12 protein-coding genes are annotated in these 16,656 nt (G+C 55.9%); 9 read left to right on the top strand and 3 right to left on the bottom strand.

The window, feature by feature from the left end; genetic code table 11:
* The first annotated feature begins 603 nt into the window (after positions 1-603).
* The gene (gene lacG, locus I2E13_RS10520; protein WP_195405069.1) at positions 604-2,046 is read left to right on the top strand and encodes a 6-phospho-beta-galactosidase; all 1,443 of its coding nucleotides are present in this window, start codon (positions 604-606) and stop codon (positions 2,044-2,046) included.
* A 176-nt stretch (positions 2,047-2,222) separates the two neighbouring features.
* Positions 2,223-3,983 carry a PTS lactose transporter subunit IIBC gene (locus tag I2E13_RS10515; protein ID WP_195405068.1) on the top strand — a complete coding sequence of 587 codons (1,761 nt, stop codon included), beginning with the start codon at positions 2,223-2,225 and terminating at the stop codon, positions 3,981-3,983.
* 413 nt (positions 3,984-4,396) lie between these two features.
* Here the strand turns inward: I2E13_RS10515 and I2E13_RS10510 are convergent, their stop codons facing one another.
* On the bottom strand, positions 4,397-5,398 hold the full coding sequence (locus tag I2E13_RS10510; RefSeq protein ID WP_229057953.1) for a LacI family DNA-binding transcriptional regulator: 1,002 nt from the start codon (positions 5,396-5,398) through the stop codon (positions 4,397-4,399).
* A 284-nt stretch (positions 5,399-5,682) separates the two neighbouring features.
* Here I2E13_RS10510 and I2E13_RS10505 point away from each other — a divergent pair, with 284 nt between their 5' ends.
* The 4 genes from I2E13_RS10505 to I2E13_RS10490 all read left to right on the top strand — a co-directional run bounded on the left by I2E13_RS10505 (position 5,683) and on the right by I2E13_RS10490 (position 9,825).
* On the top strand, positions 5,683-7,467 hold the full coding sequence (locus tag I2E13_RS10505) for a PTS lactose transporter subunit IIBC (RefSeq protein ID WP_195405066.1): 1,785 nt from the start codon (positions 5,683-5,685) through the stop codon (positions 7,465-7,467).
* A 76-nt stretch (positions 7,468-7,543) separates the two neighbouring features.
* The gene (gene lacG / locus I2E13_RS10500; RefSeq protein WP_229057952.1) at positions 7,544-8,965 is read left to right on the top strand and encodes a 6-phospho-beta-galactosidase; all 1,422 of its coding nucleotides are present in this window, start codon (positions 7,544-7,546) and stop codon (positions 8,963-8,965) included.
* A 298-nt stretch (positions 8,966-9,263) separates the two neighbouring features.
* Positions 9,264-9,530: a type II toxin-antitoxin system Phd/YefM family antitoxin gene (locus I2E13_RS10495; RefSeq protein ID WP_117564761.1), complete on the top strand. Its 267-nt coding sequence runs from the start codon at positions 9,264-9,266 to the stop codon at positions 9,528-9,530.
* Positions 9,520-9,825, top strand: coding sequence for a type II toxin-antitoxin system RelE/ParE family toxin (locus tag I2E13_RS10490; RefSeq protein ID WP_117583553.1), 306 nt, complete (start codon positions 9,520-9,522; stop codon positions 9,823-9,825). The genes I2E13_RS10495 and I2E13_RS10490 overlap by 11 nt, the downstream gene beginning before the upstream one ends.
* Before the next feature lie 359 nt (positions 9,826-10,184).
* On the opposite strand, the gene I2E13_RS10485 is transcribed toward I2E13_RS10490, so the two are convergent.
* Positions 10,185-11,879 carry a PTS lactose transporter subunit IIBC gene (locus I2E13_RS10485; protein WP_055310563.1) on the bottom strand — a complete coding sequence of 565 codons (1,695 nt, stop codon included), beginning with the start codon at positions 11,877-11,879 and terminating at the stop codon, positions 10,185-10,187.
* Positions 11,880-12,234: 355 nt separating this feature from the next.
* Between I2E13_RS10485 and I2E13_RS10480 the strand changes: the two genes are divergently transcribed.
* A complete protein-coding gene (locus tag I2E13_RS10480) occupies positions 12,235-13,155 on the top strand; it encodes a DUF7916 family protein (RefSeq protein ID WP_022094155.1) in 921 nt (306 codons plus the stop codon).
* Between the two features lie 54 nt (positions 13,156-13,209).
* Positions 13,210-13,947, top strand: a complete 738-nt coding sequence (locus I2E13_RS10475; protein WP_195405065.1) for a GntR family transcriptional regulator — start codon at positions 13,210-13,212, stop codon at positions 13,945-13,947.
* A 432-nt stretch (positions 13,948-14,379) separates the two neighbouring features.
* Here I2E13_RS10475 and I2E13_RS10470 read toward each other — a convergent pair whose 3' ends face one another.
* Entirely contained in the window at positions 14,380-15,144 is a 765-nt protein-coding gene (locus I2E13_RS10470; RefSeq protein ID WP_271817652.1) for a DeoR/GlpR family DNA-binding transcription regulator, read from the bottom strand.
* Positions 15,145-15,350: 206 nt separating this feature from the next.
* Here I2E13_RS10470 and I2E13_RS10465 point away from each other — a divergent pair, with 206 nt between their 5' ends.
* Positions 15,351-16,403 carry an aldose epimerase family protein gene (locus I2E13_RS10465; protein ID WP_195405064.1) on the top strand — a complete coding sequence of 351 codons (1,053 nt, stop codon included), beginning with the start codon at positions 15,351-15,353 and terminating at the stop codon, positions 16,401-16,403.
* Positions 16,404-16,656: the final 253 nt, after the last annotated feature.

The raw sequence follows: 16,656 nt of genomic DNA, 5'->3' as shown, positions 1-16,656 counted from the left end.
GAATCCGGCGCATCCGCGTTGGCGCGATTGGCGAAAATACGTTGGTGAAAATGGTGAAAAATATATTGACGCTAACACCGGCGAGCTCGACCTCACGCCCGGCTGCATCGACAGGGCCAGGGCCGCGAGGGGCGAGGGGCCGCTGGCGGGGTAGGCGTCGGGTCGGGACATGGGCCGGAGGGCCCGTTGCGCTGAGTCCGGAACGGCTGCGCGGCGGGCTGGCGGAGCATGCCGCGGCGGCATGGGGACACCGGCCTCCACAGCCTATCCACCTGCGGAAACGGGGCGACGGCCAGGCGCCGGGGGCTATTTCCGCGTTGCGCTAGCTGCGGAAACGCGGGGTCCGTTCAGGCTGTTGCGCTGAGATTGAAAATCAACCCTTACCGAACAAATACAACCGTTCGCGGCTGTTTGAAGTTGTTTTGTTTCTATACATCCCAGCCGGATGTTAACGTGCTCATTGTCAAATGTTCACGTGCTCATTTTGGTTCTAATCATTTTAAGATAGTGTTTATCGGGCTTTTTCACCGCTGAACGCTAACCAGGGAGCCTCCTGAGCGCAAACGCACAATATCGAACAGCGAGACGAGAGGGTGTATGCATATGTCTTTGCTAAACCGCGTACAGCAGCTGCCGAAGGGCTTTGTTTGGGGCGCCGCAACCGCCGCGTACCAAACGGAAGGTTCCACGAAGGTGGCAGGCAAGGGTAAGACCATGTGGGACGATTACCTTGTCGCCCAGGGTCGCTTTTTGCCCGACCCGGCCAGTGATTTCTACAACCGCTACGAGGAGGATATCCGCCTTTCTGCCGAGCATGGACTCAACGCCATTCGTGTGTCCATCGCCTGGACCCGCATCTTCCCCAACGGCGACGATGCCGAACCCCTCGCCGAGGGCGTTAAGCACTACCACGAGCTGTTCGCCTGCTGCAAAAAGTATGGCGTCGAGCCCTATGTGTCCCTGCATCACTTTGACTCCCCCGCCGCCCTGTTCAACCAGGGCGACTGGCTCAACCGCAAGACCGTCGACGCCTATGTGCGCTATGCCGAGTTCTGCTTCCGCGAGTTCCGCGAGGTCAAGAATTGGTTCACCATCAACGAGCTCATCAGCCTCTCGCACTCCCAATACATCCAAGGCAACTTCCCGCCCAACCATCACTTTGATGTGACGAGCGGCATCCAGAGCCAGCACAACGAGCTCGTTGCCCACGCCCGCGCCGTCAACCTGTATAAGGATCTTGACGAGACCGAGCACCTGGGCGGACGCATTGGCATGGTCAACGTCCTGACGCCGGCATATCCTGCCACCGACTCGCCCGCCGACCAGCACGCCGCCGACCTGTACAACGCCTTCTACACCGACTTCATCATGGACGGCGCCTTCCTGGGTCACTACTCCGCGCGCACCCTCTCACTCATCAACGAGATTCTGCGTGCCAACAACGCCACACTTACGGTTGAGGACAGCGACATGGAGGAGCTCGCCAAGGCGGCGCCCCGCAACGATATGTTCGGCCTCAACTACTATCAGTCGGCGTTTATCGCCGCCTACGATGGCGAGTCAACCAACAGCTTTAACGGCACCGGAGACAAGGGCACCTCGTGCTTTAAGTTTAAGGGCGTCGGGCAGCAGGTCGATATGCCGGGTATCCCCACCACCGACTGGGATTGGCTCATCTACCCGCAAGGCCTCTACGACACGCTCAAGCACATCAGCGCCACCTATCCCAACCTCCCCGTCATCTATATCACCGAAAACGGCCTGGGCCACAAGGACCCCGTGCCCGACGCAAACGGCATCGTCGCCGATCCCGAGCGCATCGACTTTGTCGACCAACACATGGAGAAGGTGCTCCAGGCGCGCGCCGAGGGCGTCGACGTCCAGGGCTACTTTATCTGGAGCCTGCAGGACCAGTTCTCGTGGGCCAATGGCTATAACAAGCGCTACGGCCTGTTCTACATCGACTTCGACACGCAAAAACGCTACATCAAGCAGTCGGCACTCTGGTACAAGGAGCTCGCCGACACTATGGCGGACGCGCAGTAGCGCATCGCCTCGCTTTCCCCCGAGAAGGGAGCGGCCCTATGCGATACAAACCCAGCCGCCCCCCTCTCTCCCCCTGGGACCGGCCCCGCCTGCACCCGGGCTTTTAGCAAGCGGGAGACCATATAGGTTTTCAACGTCCATGCCATTAAGATTTCATGCAAAGAGGAGCGTGAACTATGGAATCGATCGTTAAGTTCTTGGAGAAAGGTCAGCCGTACTTCGACAAGGTCTCTAAGAACATCTACCTTCAGGCCATTAAAGACGGCTTTTTGGCAGCAATGCCCATCATCCTGTCTTCTTCTGTCTTCCTGCTTATTTCGACCCTGCCGGGCGTTGTCGCCACGGTCGGCGGCTTTACGCTGCCCGACTGGTGGAACGTCGACGTCGTGAACTTCTGCAACAAGGTTTACAACTTCACGATGGGCGTCGTGGGCATCATGGTCGCCGGCACCACCGCAAGCGCGCTGGCCGGCTCCAAGAACCGCCGCATGCCTGCCGGCAAGGCCATCAACGCCACGAGCACCATGGTCGCCGCCATGTGCGCTATGCTCATCTTGGCCGTTACCCAGACGAGTGCCAAGATCGACGGCGCCGATGTCTCGGTGTTCTTTACCGACAACATGGGCACCAAGGGCCTGCTGAGCTCCTTTGTCGCCGCATTTGCCACGGTCAACATCTATGCCTTCTGCATTAAGCGAGACATCACCATCAAGCTGCCCAAAGAAGTCCCCGGCGCCATCGCCCAGAACTTCCGCGACATCTTCGCCTTCAGCTTCTCCATCCTGTTTGTCGCCGTCATCGACGTTATCTGCCGCACCTGCTTGGCCGTCCCGTTTGCCAACGTCATCTCCACGCTGGTGAGCCCGCTGTTCGCCGCTGCCGATTCCTACGCCGGCCTCGCCCTCATCTGGTTCATGATCCCTCTGTTCTGGTTCATGGGCATCCACGGCCCCTCGGTCGTTAAGCCTGCCCTCAACGCCGCGCTGTTTGGCAACATCACTACCAACCTCGCCACGCTGCAGGCCGGCGGTCACCCCGCCCTCGCCCTGACCGAAAACTTCGGTAACTACATCGGCGAACTCGGCGGCACCGGCGCCACGTTCATTGTCCCGATTATCTTCCTGCTCTTTATGCGCTCCAAGCAGCTCAAGGCCGTCGGCAAAGCCTCTGTCGTGCCCGTGATGTTCGCCGTCAACGAGCCGCTGCTGTTCGCCGCGCCCATCATCCTCAACCCGTACTTCCTGATCCCGTTCCTGTTTGCCCCCGTGGCCAACGTCCTCATTGGTAAGTTCTTCATCGACTTTTTGGGCATGAACGGCTTTATCTATGCCATGCCGTGGGCACTCCCCGGACCGATCGGCACCTTCATCGACACCAACTTCCAGCCGATCTCTCTGGTCCTGGTTGTCGTCCTGCTGGTCGTTGACTTCTTGATCTACTACCCGTTCTGCAAGGCCTACGACAACGTCCTGTGCAAGCAGGAGGCCGAGACCCTGGCCGAAGAAGAGGCCGAGGAGACCAAGGCCGTCAAGACCGCTGCCGCCCCCGCCGTTGAGGCTCCTGTTGTCGAGACCGCTTCTGCCACTGAGGCCTCCGCAGCTCCGTCCGCCCTTAAGGGCAAGGATCTGAGGGTTCTGGTTCTGTGCGCTGGCGCCGGCACCTCTGCACTGCTCGCCAACGCGCTTAAGGAAGGCGCCGACGAGCTGGGCATCGACATTACCGCCAACGCCGGTGCCTACGGCAGCCACTACGCCATCATGGACCAGTACAACGTCATCGTCCTGGCTCCGCAGGTTCGCACCTATTACAACGAGATGAAGGCCGACACCGACCGCCTGGGCATCACGCTGCTGTCGCCCAAGGGCAAACAGTACATCGACCTCACTAAGGATCCCAAGGGTGCCGTCGCCTGGATCGAGGAAAACCTCGAGGCATAAGACGCTGACACCACCTGCCGCTTGCAGACAATAAATGGCCCGTGCATCGATGTGTGATGCGCGGGCCATTTTGTTTAGACCGCACCCGTCCTCCTGTTCATCTCAATCTGTAACATCTAGCCGAGTTTTTGGGTCCCAGCTGTTACGGATCGAGGTGAACGCACAGGCCAAGCCAAAAATCTCAATCTGTAACATGTAGACCGCTTTTGACCGCTTAGATGTTACAGATCGAGACAAACAGATGGGTCAATCCAATCAATCTAGATCTGTAACACCTGGCTGGTCATTTCACTCCTAACTGTTACAGATCGAGACAAACGGAATAAGCCGGGCCGAATTGTCTAAATCTGTAACATCTAGCCGAGTTTTCGGGTCCCACCTGTTACAGATTTAGACGAGCAGGCCGAGCACGTCTACGCCCGCAGGTCCTTTACGCTGGAACGCTCGACCAACACGCCCGAGACGAGCGTGCGGCTTCTGGAGCTCGGGGCTTCCAGACCTGCGACGACCTCGTTAAGCGCACGGATGCCCAGCTCGCGGTGGCGAAACTTCACCGACGTCAGAATCGAGTTGGGAATGGTCTTGTAGAGCTCATCGTCGAAGCCGATCACGGACACGTCGTCGGGCACACTGAGCCCTTTGTCACGTAGAGCCATCATCACGCCGTTTGCCATGCAGTCGTTAGCAGCGAGGACCGCCGTGCAATCGGGCTTATCGGCAAGCACAAGGCCCGCGGCATAGCCACTATCCGCATTCCAATCGCCTTGCAGAGGCTCGGGCGGCTCAATGCCACGCGCCTCGAGTGCCGCACGCCAACCTTTCATACGGCACTGGCTCGACAGCGACTCTTTCTTACCAGAAACGAAGTACACGTTCTTGTGCCCGTGATTCAAGAAGTACTCGCACGCCATGCGCGCGCCGCCCTCTTGGTCGTCACTGACGGTGGAGCAGGTAGGATGCTCCATCGGCGTAATAATCACCGTCTTGAGGTCTTTCGGCGCCTCAAAGGTATCAAAGTCATCGACCATCTGACGCAGGTTGAAGATCATGCCATCAACAGGCAGCTGCGACATCCTGCGCGCCGCATCCGCAAGGGTCATCTTCTCCCCCGCCCGCTTTTTGATCATCGTGAGAGCAAAGCCTCGCTCTTCGGCGGCATCGGCGATACCGTCAATCATGTCCACGGCGCCGCCCGACAAGTGGAACAGCACCACGCCGATGCACCCGTAACGGCCCAACTTGAGCGAACGCGCGGCAAAGTTGGTTCGAAACCCGAGCGTCTCCATTGCGGAATGGACCTTATCGCGTGTCGACTCGCGCACGCTATCGGGCTCGTTGATCACGCGCGACACCGTCTTGAGAGAAACGCCCGCGGCAACTGCCACATCGTTCATTGAGACATTTTTCTTGTCCATCGTTGCCACTACTTCTCCAGTCGGTTTTGAATCGCTTGTTTTTTGCGTTCTAGCATACACTACCTGCCCGACTGACAAATCAGCCGTTTATCGGACAATATCGACCGTTCACCTGTAAATCCTTGTTGCTCTTTCCAAAATGTCTTACGTTGTCATTAACGAAATGACAACGTTGTCATTTCGCAATGCCTCCCTCAAGCAGGAAGGTTTCCGGGCAGTCCTGACCATCCATCGACGACCAGTTCCATCCACATGCATCGCGCATCAAGCAGCAAAGGAGCTCTATGGACGCCATCGTAAAGATGCTCGAAAAGCATCAGCCGTTCTTTGAGAAGATCTCGAGGAACATCTACCTCCAGGCCATTAAGGACGGATTCCTTGGGTGCATGCCCATCGTCCTCACCTCTTCGATCTTTCTGTTGATCGCCACCCTTCCTGGCGTAGTTGGCATCACGCTGCCCCAGCCGCTCATCGACTGGTGCAATAAGCTGTACAACTTCACCATGGGCGTCATGGGCATCATGGTTGCCGGCACCACCGCCAAGAACTTTACGGCTTCCATGAACCGTCGCATGCCCGCCGGCAAGGTGCTCAACGACGGCTCCACCATGGTGGCCGCCCAGTGCAGCATGCTGCTGCTCGCCGTTACGCAGTTCACCACCAAGTTCAACGGCTCCGAACTTTCGGTCTTCGATTGCACCAGCATGGGTACGCGCGGTCTGTTCTCGGCCTATATCGCCGCGTTCATTACCGTGTGGGTCTATAAGTTCTGCGTCTCGCGCGATCTGACCATTAAGCTGCCCAAGGAGGTCCCGGGCGCCATCGCTCAGAACTTCCGCGACATCATCCCCTTTGGCGGCGCCGTCATCATCTGCGGCATCATCGATGTCGTCGTGCGCAACCTCATGGGCGTTCCGTTCTCCGAGCTGCTTATCAAACTGCTCTCCCCGCTCTTTACCGCCGCAGAAACCTATCCTGGCCTTATCCTTATCCAGGCAGCCACCGCGTTCTTCTGGTTCATCGGCGTCCACGGCCCCTCGATCGTCCAGCCGGGCATCGACCCCATCCGTCTTGCCAACCAGGCCGAGAACCTGCAGGTTCTGCTGGCAGGCGGTCACCCCGCCCACTCCCTCACCTTTAACATGTCGCTCGTGGGTGAGTTCGGCGGCACCGGCGCCACGTTCATCGTGCCGCTTCTGCTGATTCTCTTTATGAAGTCCAAGCAGCTCAAAGCCGTCGGTAAGGCCTCGATTGTTCCTGTTGCCTTCGCCGTCAACGAGCCGCTGCTCTTTGGCGCACCGATGATCCTTAACCCCTACATGCTCATCCCCTTTGTTGCCGCCGGTTGCGTCAACGTGAGTGTTGCCAAGTTCTTTATCGATAACGTGGACATGAACGGCTTCTCCTTCGTGGTGCCTTGGGCTACCCCCGCCCCCATCGGCATCTTCATCACCACGAACTTCCAGCTTATCGCCCTGGTATTTGTCGCGATTATCATCTTGCTGGACGCCATCATCTACCTGCCGTTCTTGAAGGCATACGATAAGCTGCTCTGCGACCAGGAGGCCGAGCGCGTCGCCGAGCTGGGTCTCGAGTCCAATGGTGCCGCTGCCATCGCCGCCAAGCCCTCTGCGCCCGCTGTCGAGCAGGCTACCGCTTCCGTCGAGACGACTGTTGCCGCCGCCGACAGCAAGCCTGTCGCCGATCAGCCCGAGCCCGAGCCCGCTGCCGATGCATCCGCCAAGAAGGATGTCGATGGCCTGAAGGTCCTCGTCCTGTGCGCCGGCGCCGGCACCTCTGCCATGCTTGCCAACGCCATCAAGGAAGGTGCCGCGCAGACCGGAGAGAACATCGCTTCCTCCGCAGGCGCCTATGGCCAGCACACTGCCATCATGGATCAGTACGACGTTATCGTGCTTGCCCCGCAGGTCCGTAGCTACTACAACGACATGAAGGCCGACACCGATCGCCTGGGCATCAAGCTGCTCGCTCCCCGCGGTAAGGAATATATCGACCTTACTCGCGACCCCGCCGGCGCCATTAAGTGGCTCCGCGATAACCTCGACTAGTTTCCTACCTCTGTTGGTGCCCGGACCCCCAGTTTGGGCACCTCTCCCTATTCGTATCCCACAGAAAGGACGACTCATGACCAACCCCATGCAGTTCCCCGACGGCTTTGTGTTTGGCGGCGCCACCGCCGCTTACCAGGTTGAGGGCGAGACCCGCACGCACGGCAAGGGCAAAGTGCCCTGGGACGATTTTTTGGCTGCCCAGGGTCGCTTCTCCCCCGACCCCGCAAGCGATTTCTACAACAAGTATCCGGTCGATATCGACTTGTGCCAGCGCTTCGGCATCAACGGCATTCGCGTCTCCATCGCTTGGAGCCGCATCTTCCCCAACGGCACCGGCGAGATTAACCCCGAGGGCGTCGCTTTCTATCACGAGCTTTTCGCCACCTGCAACAAAGCCGGCGTTATCCCCTATGTCACGCTCGATCACTTCGATACGCCCGAGGCCTTCTACCAGGACGGCGGCGAGGGCTTCCTGACGCGCACGACAATCGACGCCTTCGTCGAGTACGCCAAGTTCTGCTTTGCCGAGTTCACCGAGGTCAAGCACTGGTTTACCTTTAACGAGATTCCCGCAACCGCCGAGGGCAGCTTTATCGTCGGCAACTGGCCGCACGGCGAGAAGTATCGCCTGGACAAGGCCTTCCAGCTCATGCACAACATGATGGTGGCCCACGCCAAGGCTGTCGTCGCCTTCCACGAGGGCGGCGTTGAGGGCGAGATCGGCATTGTCCAGAACCTGGAGCCCAAGTATCCCCTCGACCCCAACAACGCTGCCGACTGCGAGGCGGCTCGCATGGCCGACGTCATCAACAACCGCTGGGTACTCGACGCCACCTTCCGCGGCCACTATGCAGCCGACACCATGGAGGCTGCGACCAAGCTGGCCCATATCGCCGGCGGCGAGCTCGACGTCCGCGACGAGGACATCGCCGCGCTGACCGCCGCGCTCCCCTACAACGATTGCCTGGGCGTCAACACCTACAAGTGCCAGTTCCTGCGTGCCGCCGAGGGCGAAAACGACATCAACCACAATGGCACCGGCGACAAGGGCTCCTCGCGCTGGTTCCTCAAGGGCGTGGGCGAGTCGTGCGTGCGCGAAGGCGTACCCACCACCGATTGGGACTGGATCATCTATCCCGAGGGCCTCTACGACCTGCTGCACCGCATTAAGAACGATTATCCCAACTACAAGAAGATTTACATCACCGAGAACGGCATGGGCTATAAGGACGACTTCGAGGACGGCTTTATCGACGACGCCCCTCGCATCGACTACATGCGTCAGCATCTCGCATGGATCCTCAAGGCAATCGACGGCGGCGTAAACGTCGACGGCTACTTTGTGTGGTCGCTGCAGGACCAGTTCTCCTGGACCAACGGCTATAACAAACGTTACGGCCTGTTCTACATCGACTTTGAGACCCAGAAGCGCTATCCCAAGGCGAGCGCGTACTGGTACAAGAACGTCGCGGAGACCGGCCTGCTCATGGCCTAATTTCCGCCGCATACCCCCTGTCGGCCGCATGCAAATCCCTCCGCGGGTTCGCATGCGGCCTTTTTATTTTTGGCTCGGTCCGAACAGGCCGTTTGTCTCGATCTGTAACATCTAGCAGGGGTTTTCGGCCCCAATTGTTACAGATTGAGATGAACGGAGGCACCCGGTTCGAAATATCTAGATCTGTAACATCTAACCCGGTTTTCTACTCCCAACTGTTACAGATCGAGATAATCCAACGACGCCGACGTTTGACCATACCGTGGTACAATTGTGCCCCAACGCAAAGGAGGTACCCATGTCAGCTTGTGTGCCCGTCCGAGATATGAAGGACACTGCTGCATTCACCACGCTTGTTGAGTCTGAGCGCGACGTCACCGTAACTAAGAACGGCTACGAGGCCATGCACTGCATCAGCAGCGACCAGTATCGCCTCATGCAAGAAGAAATCGCCAAGGCAAAACTGCTGTCTCGCATGATGTTGGCGGAAGACGAAATATCGCAAGGCGACTACAGCGACTACGAATCCTTCGCGGCTTCGATACGAGACAAATATGACCTATAACGTCGTAATCCTCAAAAGCGCGCGATATGAGTACGAGAGTATTGTCGGATACCTTGCTCAAATCCTCAAGAATCCGCGTGCAGCAGGCAATTTTGTCGCTGAGTTTGAATATCAGCTTGACCTGCTTCGCGAGCAGCCGCTTTTACGTCCCCTCTCGCACATGCAAGAGCTGGCGGCACGTAATTACCGATCGTTTCCCGTCAACAACTACGTGTGTCTATACAAGTTTGAGCACGAAACAATCTATATCGCCCACATCTTTCATCAGTCACAGGACTACGCCCGCCTGGTCTAGCCCACAAGCTGAATACTTGTTTTGAATCAATGCGTTGAGAAGGCGCACCTTGATAAAAAACTCTTTGATGCATGCACCACGAGCAAATCGAGTTCTATCTTCGCGGGATTTGACAAGGGCGAGCCAACGTCCGCCTCGACCCAAAGGAAGCAGAGTCATTTGCATCGTCGGCCTAGCGGAGATGACCTTTGGGTCACATAGATGGAAGGCAGTTTGTCGGTGACTCGGAGAGCGCCAATGCGATCTCACGACGGTTGCGCTCATTGTCTCAATTAGATACTCAACAAAATACGGCCCCGCAGCTCAATAAGCTGCGGGGCCGTACCATACGCCGACGAATCAACGACGAAGTGCATCCACTATTTGGCCAGCTCCTGAACGATCCAGTCAATTGCACCTTCGGGATCGTTGGTAAGGTCGATATACTCCTTGCCCCTTGTGGTGAGCAGTTTAATTCCAAGGCGATCGGTATCGGCCTTCATAGCGTCATAGTACATGCGTGCCTGGGGCGCCAGAACAATCACGTTGTACTGATCCATCGTCTCATAGTGGCTTCCGTACGCACCGGACTGAGATACCAGATCGATACCCTTAGCAGCGGCACCTTCGCGAAGAGCATTTGCCAAGAGAGTCGAAGTGCCGGCACCCTGGCAAAGCACAAGCACGCGGATCTGCTCCGCCTTGTCCTTTACCGCCTCGAGAGCTTTTGCGACATTTTCCTGTGCGGCAATAGCATCTGCATCCGAGTTTCCTGCAGTCTCCTTTGCAGACTCTTCCAAACAAAGCTGATGGTCATACGCCTTGCAGAACGGATAGTAAATCACAAAGTCAACGACCAACAGCACTGCCATCAATACGAGAGAACGCAGATCGAGACCCGTGGTGAGGAACGCACCAATTGGGCCGGGAAGCGCCCACGGCATGGTATACATGGGGGCGTTCATTCCAATGACGTCAATGAAAAATTTACCGATAATGGCGTTGACCATAGGAGCCACTAGGAAGGGCACGAACATATAGGGATTGAGAACAATCGGCATACCGAAGATAACGGGCTCGTTAACTCCAAAAATCACCGGGATAATCGATGCCTTGCCCATGGCTTTAAGCTGCTTGGAGCGCATAAACATGATCAGGATAATAGGAACGATGAACGTGCAGCCAGAACCGCCCAGACCGCCGATGAAGCTTGTAAAGTCCTGCGTGAGAGCAATTGACGGGTGTCCACCTGCTTGGAAAACCTCAAGATTGGTAACGGTATTGCCGTAGAGCGCAGCATTGATCGGACTCATGACAACCGAAGCACCGTGGATACCCATAAATTGGAAAAGCGCGACCGCGCCTTCGATAAGCGCCATGCCAGGATAGGTGTCGACCGCGGAGAACAGCGGCGAGATGAGAGCGGATACCAAATTGGCGAACGGCACAGCAAGCAGCTTGCGGCTCGCAAGATCGATAAAAGCGCACGCAAGGATCGAAAACCCAAATGCAAAGATATCGCGAAAACTCTGCGCAATAGAGCCAGGGACCTCTTTGGGAAGCTTGATCGTCACATTATGGCTAATGCACACCTTATAGATATTAACGGTCAAGAATGCGGCTACGAACGCAGCGAGAAAACCCTTGGTTCCCATATAGCCGGTTTCAAAAACAGATGTATCTGCTCCGCCAATCGAGACAACATCGTTCGTCACCGATAGCAAGAGCATGCCGCACATGGCACAAACCATGCACGAGGTGGGGTTGAGAGATTTACCCGAAGGCATGCGACGGTTCATCGACATGGCAAGTGAGCTCGCCGTGGTGCCGGCCACCATAATGCCAAGAAGTCCCATGGTATATGCATAGATTTTATTGAAGAAATCCAGCACCTCAGACGGAAGCGTAATGCCTACATAGGCAGGGAGCGTCGAAAGAAGAAGGAACAGGCTCGAGAACAGCACAATTGGCATATTCGAGAGAAAGCCATCCTTAATCGCCACCAGATAAATGTTCCTCGAAATTTTGTCGAAGAGGGGCTGGTGTTTTTCAAGGAATTTGACGATAGCGTCCATAACACATCCTTTCATGATTCCCGGGCACACAACGATTTATCCGGACTCAACCGTCGTCGTCCCCGTTTGTATCCACTTATGTAAGTGAATACGTTCTTGTGCGAAATGTAATATCATTTGCGCGATTTGTCATAACCAATTCTTTTTCCGCTTTGTCGATATGTCAAGAATTCAAATACTTATTCGGTGAACGGTAGTTGATTAATATAATGTTTTCCCAGCTAAAGGCTATTTTTCCGCGCAGTACAATAAGTTTGCAACCGTTCACCGATTGGATATAACATATTGAATATATTGTTGTAACAATATTAGAGACAATGTCACAAGCCTGTCGTTCTAGTCAAAGGAAGTAACAATGCCCAAACGATTACTGAACATGTCCGCATCCGATTTTGCCGCCACGTCACCCATGGATCTAAAACAGGCAATTCTGGCTTCCGAGGGACGTACCATCATGGCGGAAAACGTACCCTCTTCCCAATTTCTCGGCGGCGTTACTAATGCAGAAATCGAACGTGCCGCAGGTGCCGACCTGCTTCTGTTTAACGCGCTCGATGTGTTCGATCCAGTTATTGCCGGTATTCCAGATGATCTCAATGAAAACCCGGTCACTTGGGTGAAGCGAGCATGCGGAAGGCCCATTGGCGTCAATCTGGAGCCAGTTGATAACGAGGCAGAGATGTCTGAATCCCGAACGGAAATCCCCATGGGTCGTCGCGTCTCTCCCAAGACCTTAGAAAAGGCTAACGAACTCGGATTTGATTTTATCTGCCTGACGGGCAACCCTGGAACCGGCGTCTCCAACGATGCAATCGCCCATTCGATTAAACTCTCCAAAGAGCATTTCAATGGCCTGGTCATAGCCGGAAAAATGCATGGAGCGGGCGTTGCGGAGCCTGTCATGACGCTCGAAATTGCGCGCAAGTTTGTTGACCTCGGCGTCGATATCCTTCTCGTGCCAGCCCCCTACACCGTCCCTTGCTTCCAAGAAGCAGACCTGCGCGCCATCGTAGACTTTGTACGATCCCACAACGTAGGCAAGTCAATTGAAGAGAAGGTTCTCGTCATGGCGGCGAACGGGACGAGTCAAGACTCCTGCGACAGCGAGACCATTAAGAAAATAGGCCTTGCAGCAAAAGCAGCCGGCGCTGACCTCCAACATATCGGGGACTCCATGAACGGTATTTGCCTGCCCCAGAATATCTTCACGCTCGGACAAGCCCTTCGTGGATACAGGCATCAGATCGTCATGCTGAGCCGCTCTGTGATACGTTAAGGTTACCTTGCCCACGTTACATCCCGACTGAGGCAACCATCAGGTATAACCAACATGCAAACTGAGGCTCCAATGCTCGATACACACGAAAAACGGCCACTCTATTTACAGCTCACCGACGCGCTGCTCAAGCAGATCGTCGATGAATATCAAGCAGACGATAAACTTCCAACAGAAATGGAACTCTGCGACGAATACGCCGTAAGCAGAACAACCGTCCGACTTGCCATGAGTGAGCTGGAGCGTCGTGGAAGTATCTATCGAATCCAAGGTAAGGGGTCGTTTGTTGCACCGAAACGCGTTAGCGAGCTCAATTCACTTTTAGACTTTGACTTTGCAAGCCATTGCGATGGCGTTGATCCAGATGCCATTACCAAACATTTCGGCGGCCTCACATCAGGTCGTCTAATTTCCGTAATGATGCTCCAACAATTTGGATGTCAAAGTCGCGATGAAATTCAGCGTCTTGAATTGACCTACGAACTTGAAGGCAGCTTCATAGGCGCTGATACGTTCTTCATTTCAAAGTCGCGCGTTCCGAATAACCAGTTAGATTTTCAGGCATTTAGCAGAATCATGGACGACTTGTCCAAGTCTATCCAATCTGTTAGGGAAAGCTATAGAGCACGTCAGCTTAGCGATTCCGAAGCCAGTAATTATGGTGTTGCAAAACTTCCGGTCATCGAACTGACTCATTATGCTTACGACTCCGGAGGCAAACTAATCTCAATTGTCTGCCGCACCGTCTTAACTGGGCGAATCCCTTATCAAAACTTTATTTTCAAGTCCTAATGTTCTTTTTCTTTTGTCTCGATCTGTAACACGTAGCCGAGTTTTTAAGTCCTAACCGTTACAGATCGAGACAAACAAGGTAGACCCCGCCGAATTGTCTCAATCTGTAACACTAAGACCGGTTTTGGACGTCTAGATGTTACAGATTGAGATGAATGCACAGGCCAATGTCCCCAATCTAAATCTGTAACAACTAGCCGAATTATTCGGTCCTAGCTGTTACAGATCGAGACAAACGGAATAGGCCGAGCCAAAAATCTCGATCTGTAACATCTGACTCGCTTTTGGCCGCCTAGATATCACAGGTTGAGACAATTTGATAGTGGAGTCCTCATTTGCGCGTCATATCGCGTAGCGCTAACGCGCTGGTTTCCACAATGACAGGAGGTAAAAGTCCTCCCGCATCGCCCGTTGGCAATCCCGTAGCGCTAGCTAGCAAATGACCTGCGTATGTTCCTCGATGGCGGCACGATCTTCGGCGGCGATGCCCGGCTCGCACACCACGGCGTCCAAATTGTCCAGACGACAGAAGGTGTAGAAGTCGCGCTTGCCGATCTTGCTGGAGTCGGCGATCAGATAGCGCGAGTCTGCCTTACTAAAAGCGAGCTGCTGGATACGGCCCTCTTCCATGTTAGACGTGGACACGTCGCCGTCCAAAATGCCGTTGGCGCCGATAAACGCCGCGTCGATGCCCAGCGCACGCAGGGTATCCTCGGCCGTTGGTCCCACAAAAGCGGCGGTGCGGCGACGGTACATACCGCCCACGAGACACAGGTCGCAGTCTTCGCGCGCCTCGAGCAGGTTAAACACCGAAAGCGAATTGGTCACGATGCGCAGGCGAAACGCCGGCAGCATCGAGGCCATCTGTTCCACCGTAGTGCCCGTGCCCAAAAAGATGGTCGAGCCCTCCTCGATAAGCTCCACAGCACGGCGCGCAATCTGCAGCTTTTCCTCGGCATGCTTAGTGCGCTTTTCGCTGTGCGAATACTCATGGCGCAACATAGCGTGTGGACGACCCTGCGCACTACGGGCGCCGCCGTGCACGCGCTCGATCTCACCCAGGCTCGCAAGTTCTTCGAGGTCGCGGCGAATCGTCATGTCCGAAACGCCCAGTGCATCCGAAATCTCCTTGACCGAGACCGTGCCCTGCTCTTCGAGCAGCTGACGAACCTTATCCTGTCGCTCTGCCTTAATCACGATGAATCCTCGCCGTTCTATACGCGTATACCGTTCAAACAGTAACGAACAAATTGTATCAGACTCGTGCACACCTAAAATGAGCGCCCGTACAGCTCCAATCATCACTTTTTTGAGAAAAATACCCCCTGCTTTAGTGGGATGTAGTGATAATCTCGCCTGTTCGCGCTACAGTTTGTCGGAAATACCTCGATGTTAGGAACCAAATGATCACTTCCGAGCTTTTCGGCACCGCGCCATGCGGTACCCCCGTTCATCGTTACACCCTCAACGGGCCCGAGATCTGCGTTCGCATTATGGACTATGGCGCCACCGTGTTGGGTATCGATGTGCCCGACATTCCCGGCAACGTGCGCGATGTGGTGCTGGGCTTCGATAAGCTCGAGGATTACTTTGACAACCCCGCCTGCTTTGGCGCGACCATCGGCCCCGTGGCAAACCGCACTGCGAGTGCCACGATCACCATCGCCGGCACGGACTGGCATATGCCCGCCAACGAGGGCGCCAACAACCTTCACAGCGACTTTGAGCACGGCCTGCATAAACGCGTGTGGGACGTTAAACTCGACGAGACTCACAACGCCGTTCGCATGACCACCTCGCTTGAGGATGGCGAGCTGGGCCTACCCGGCAACCGCACCTTTACGGCCGTGTTTACCGTGACGCGCACCGGCGTCTTCCGCATCGAGTATGGCTGCGAGAGCGACCGCGCAACCTACGTGTCCATGACCAACCACACGTACTTTAACCTTGCCGGTCATAACGCCGGCATGGACTGCGAGCACTTCTTTGTTGCCAACGCTGCCCACTACCTGCCCATTAACGAGCAGAACATCCCCACCGGCGAGATTGCTCCGGTCGAGGGCACGCCGTTTGACTTTCGCGAGCTTCGCCCCGTCGCACCCGGCATGGAGGCCGACGATCCACAGATTAAGCAGGCACGCGGCTACGATCACTGCCTGTGCATCGATGGTTATCAGTACGGTCGCAACCTGCGCCGCGCCCTGCATGTCGAGGAGATGTGGACCGGCCGCGAGCTGGACTACTACACCACCGCCCCGGGCGTGCAGCTCTACACTGGCAATTGGCTGGGCGACGAGCACGCCAAGGACGATGCCAACTATAGCTGGGGCGCCGGCTTTGCCCTCGAGGCAGAGATGTACCCCGACACGCCGCACCAGCCGCTGTTCCCGCAGGGCATTGTGGGCCCGGGTCACCCCTACAGCAATGTGATCGAATACCACTTTATGAGGCACTAAGCCCATAACACAACATATCGCACAGCAGCGCCCGCCGGCACCACCGCCGACGGGCGCTTTTTCATCTTTTGGGCTCATTTTCGCTGTGACTGTATGAGTGACATATCATAACTATGCCCATTTACTACTTTTAGCCCGGGTTGCTCGACCATGCACCGGTTTTTGTTAAATTCGCGGGTGACGCATAATTTCTTTCGCAAATTGACAACCGCATAGCGGAACACGGCCCGCGCCCCGTCATATGATTTCTAGC

Origin of the sequence: Collinsella aerofaciens (genome assembly GCF_015554145.1) — a bacterium.
Classification (GTDB): Bacteria; Actinomycetota; Coriobacteriia; order Coriobacteriales; family Coriobacteriaceae; genus Collinsella; species Collinsella aerofaciens_AA.
Note: the sequence above shows the minus strand (reverse complement) of the source record. Positions and strands in the feature narration are given on the sequence as shown.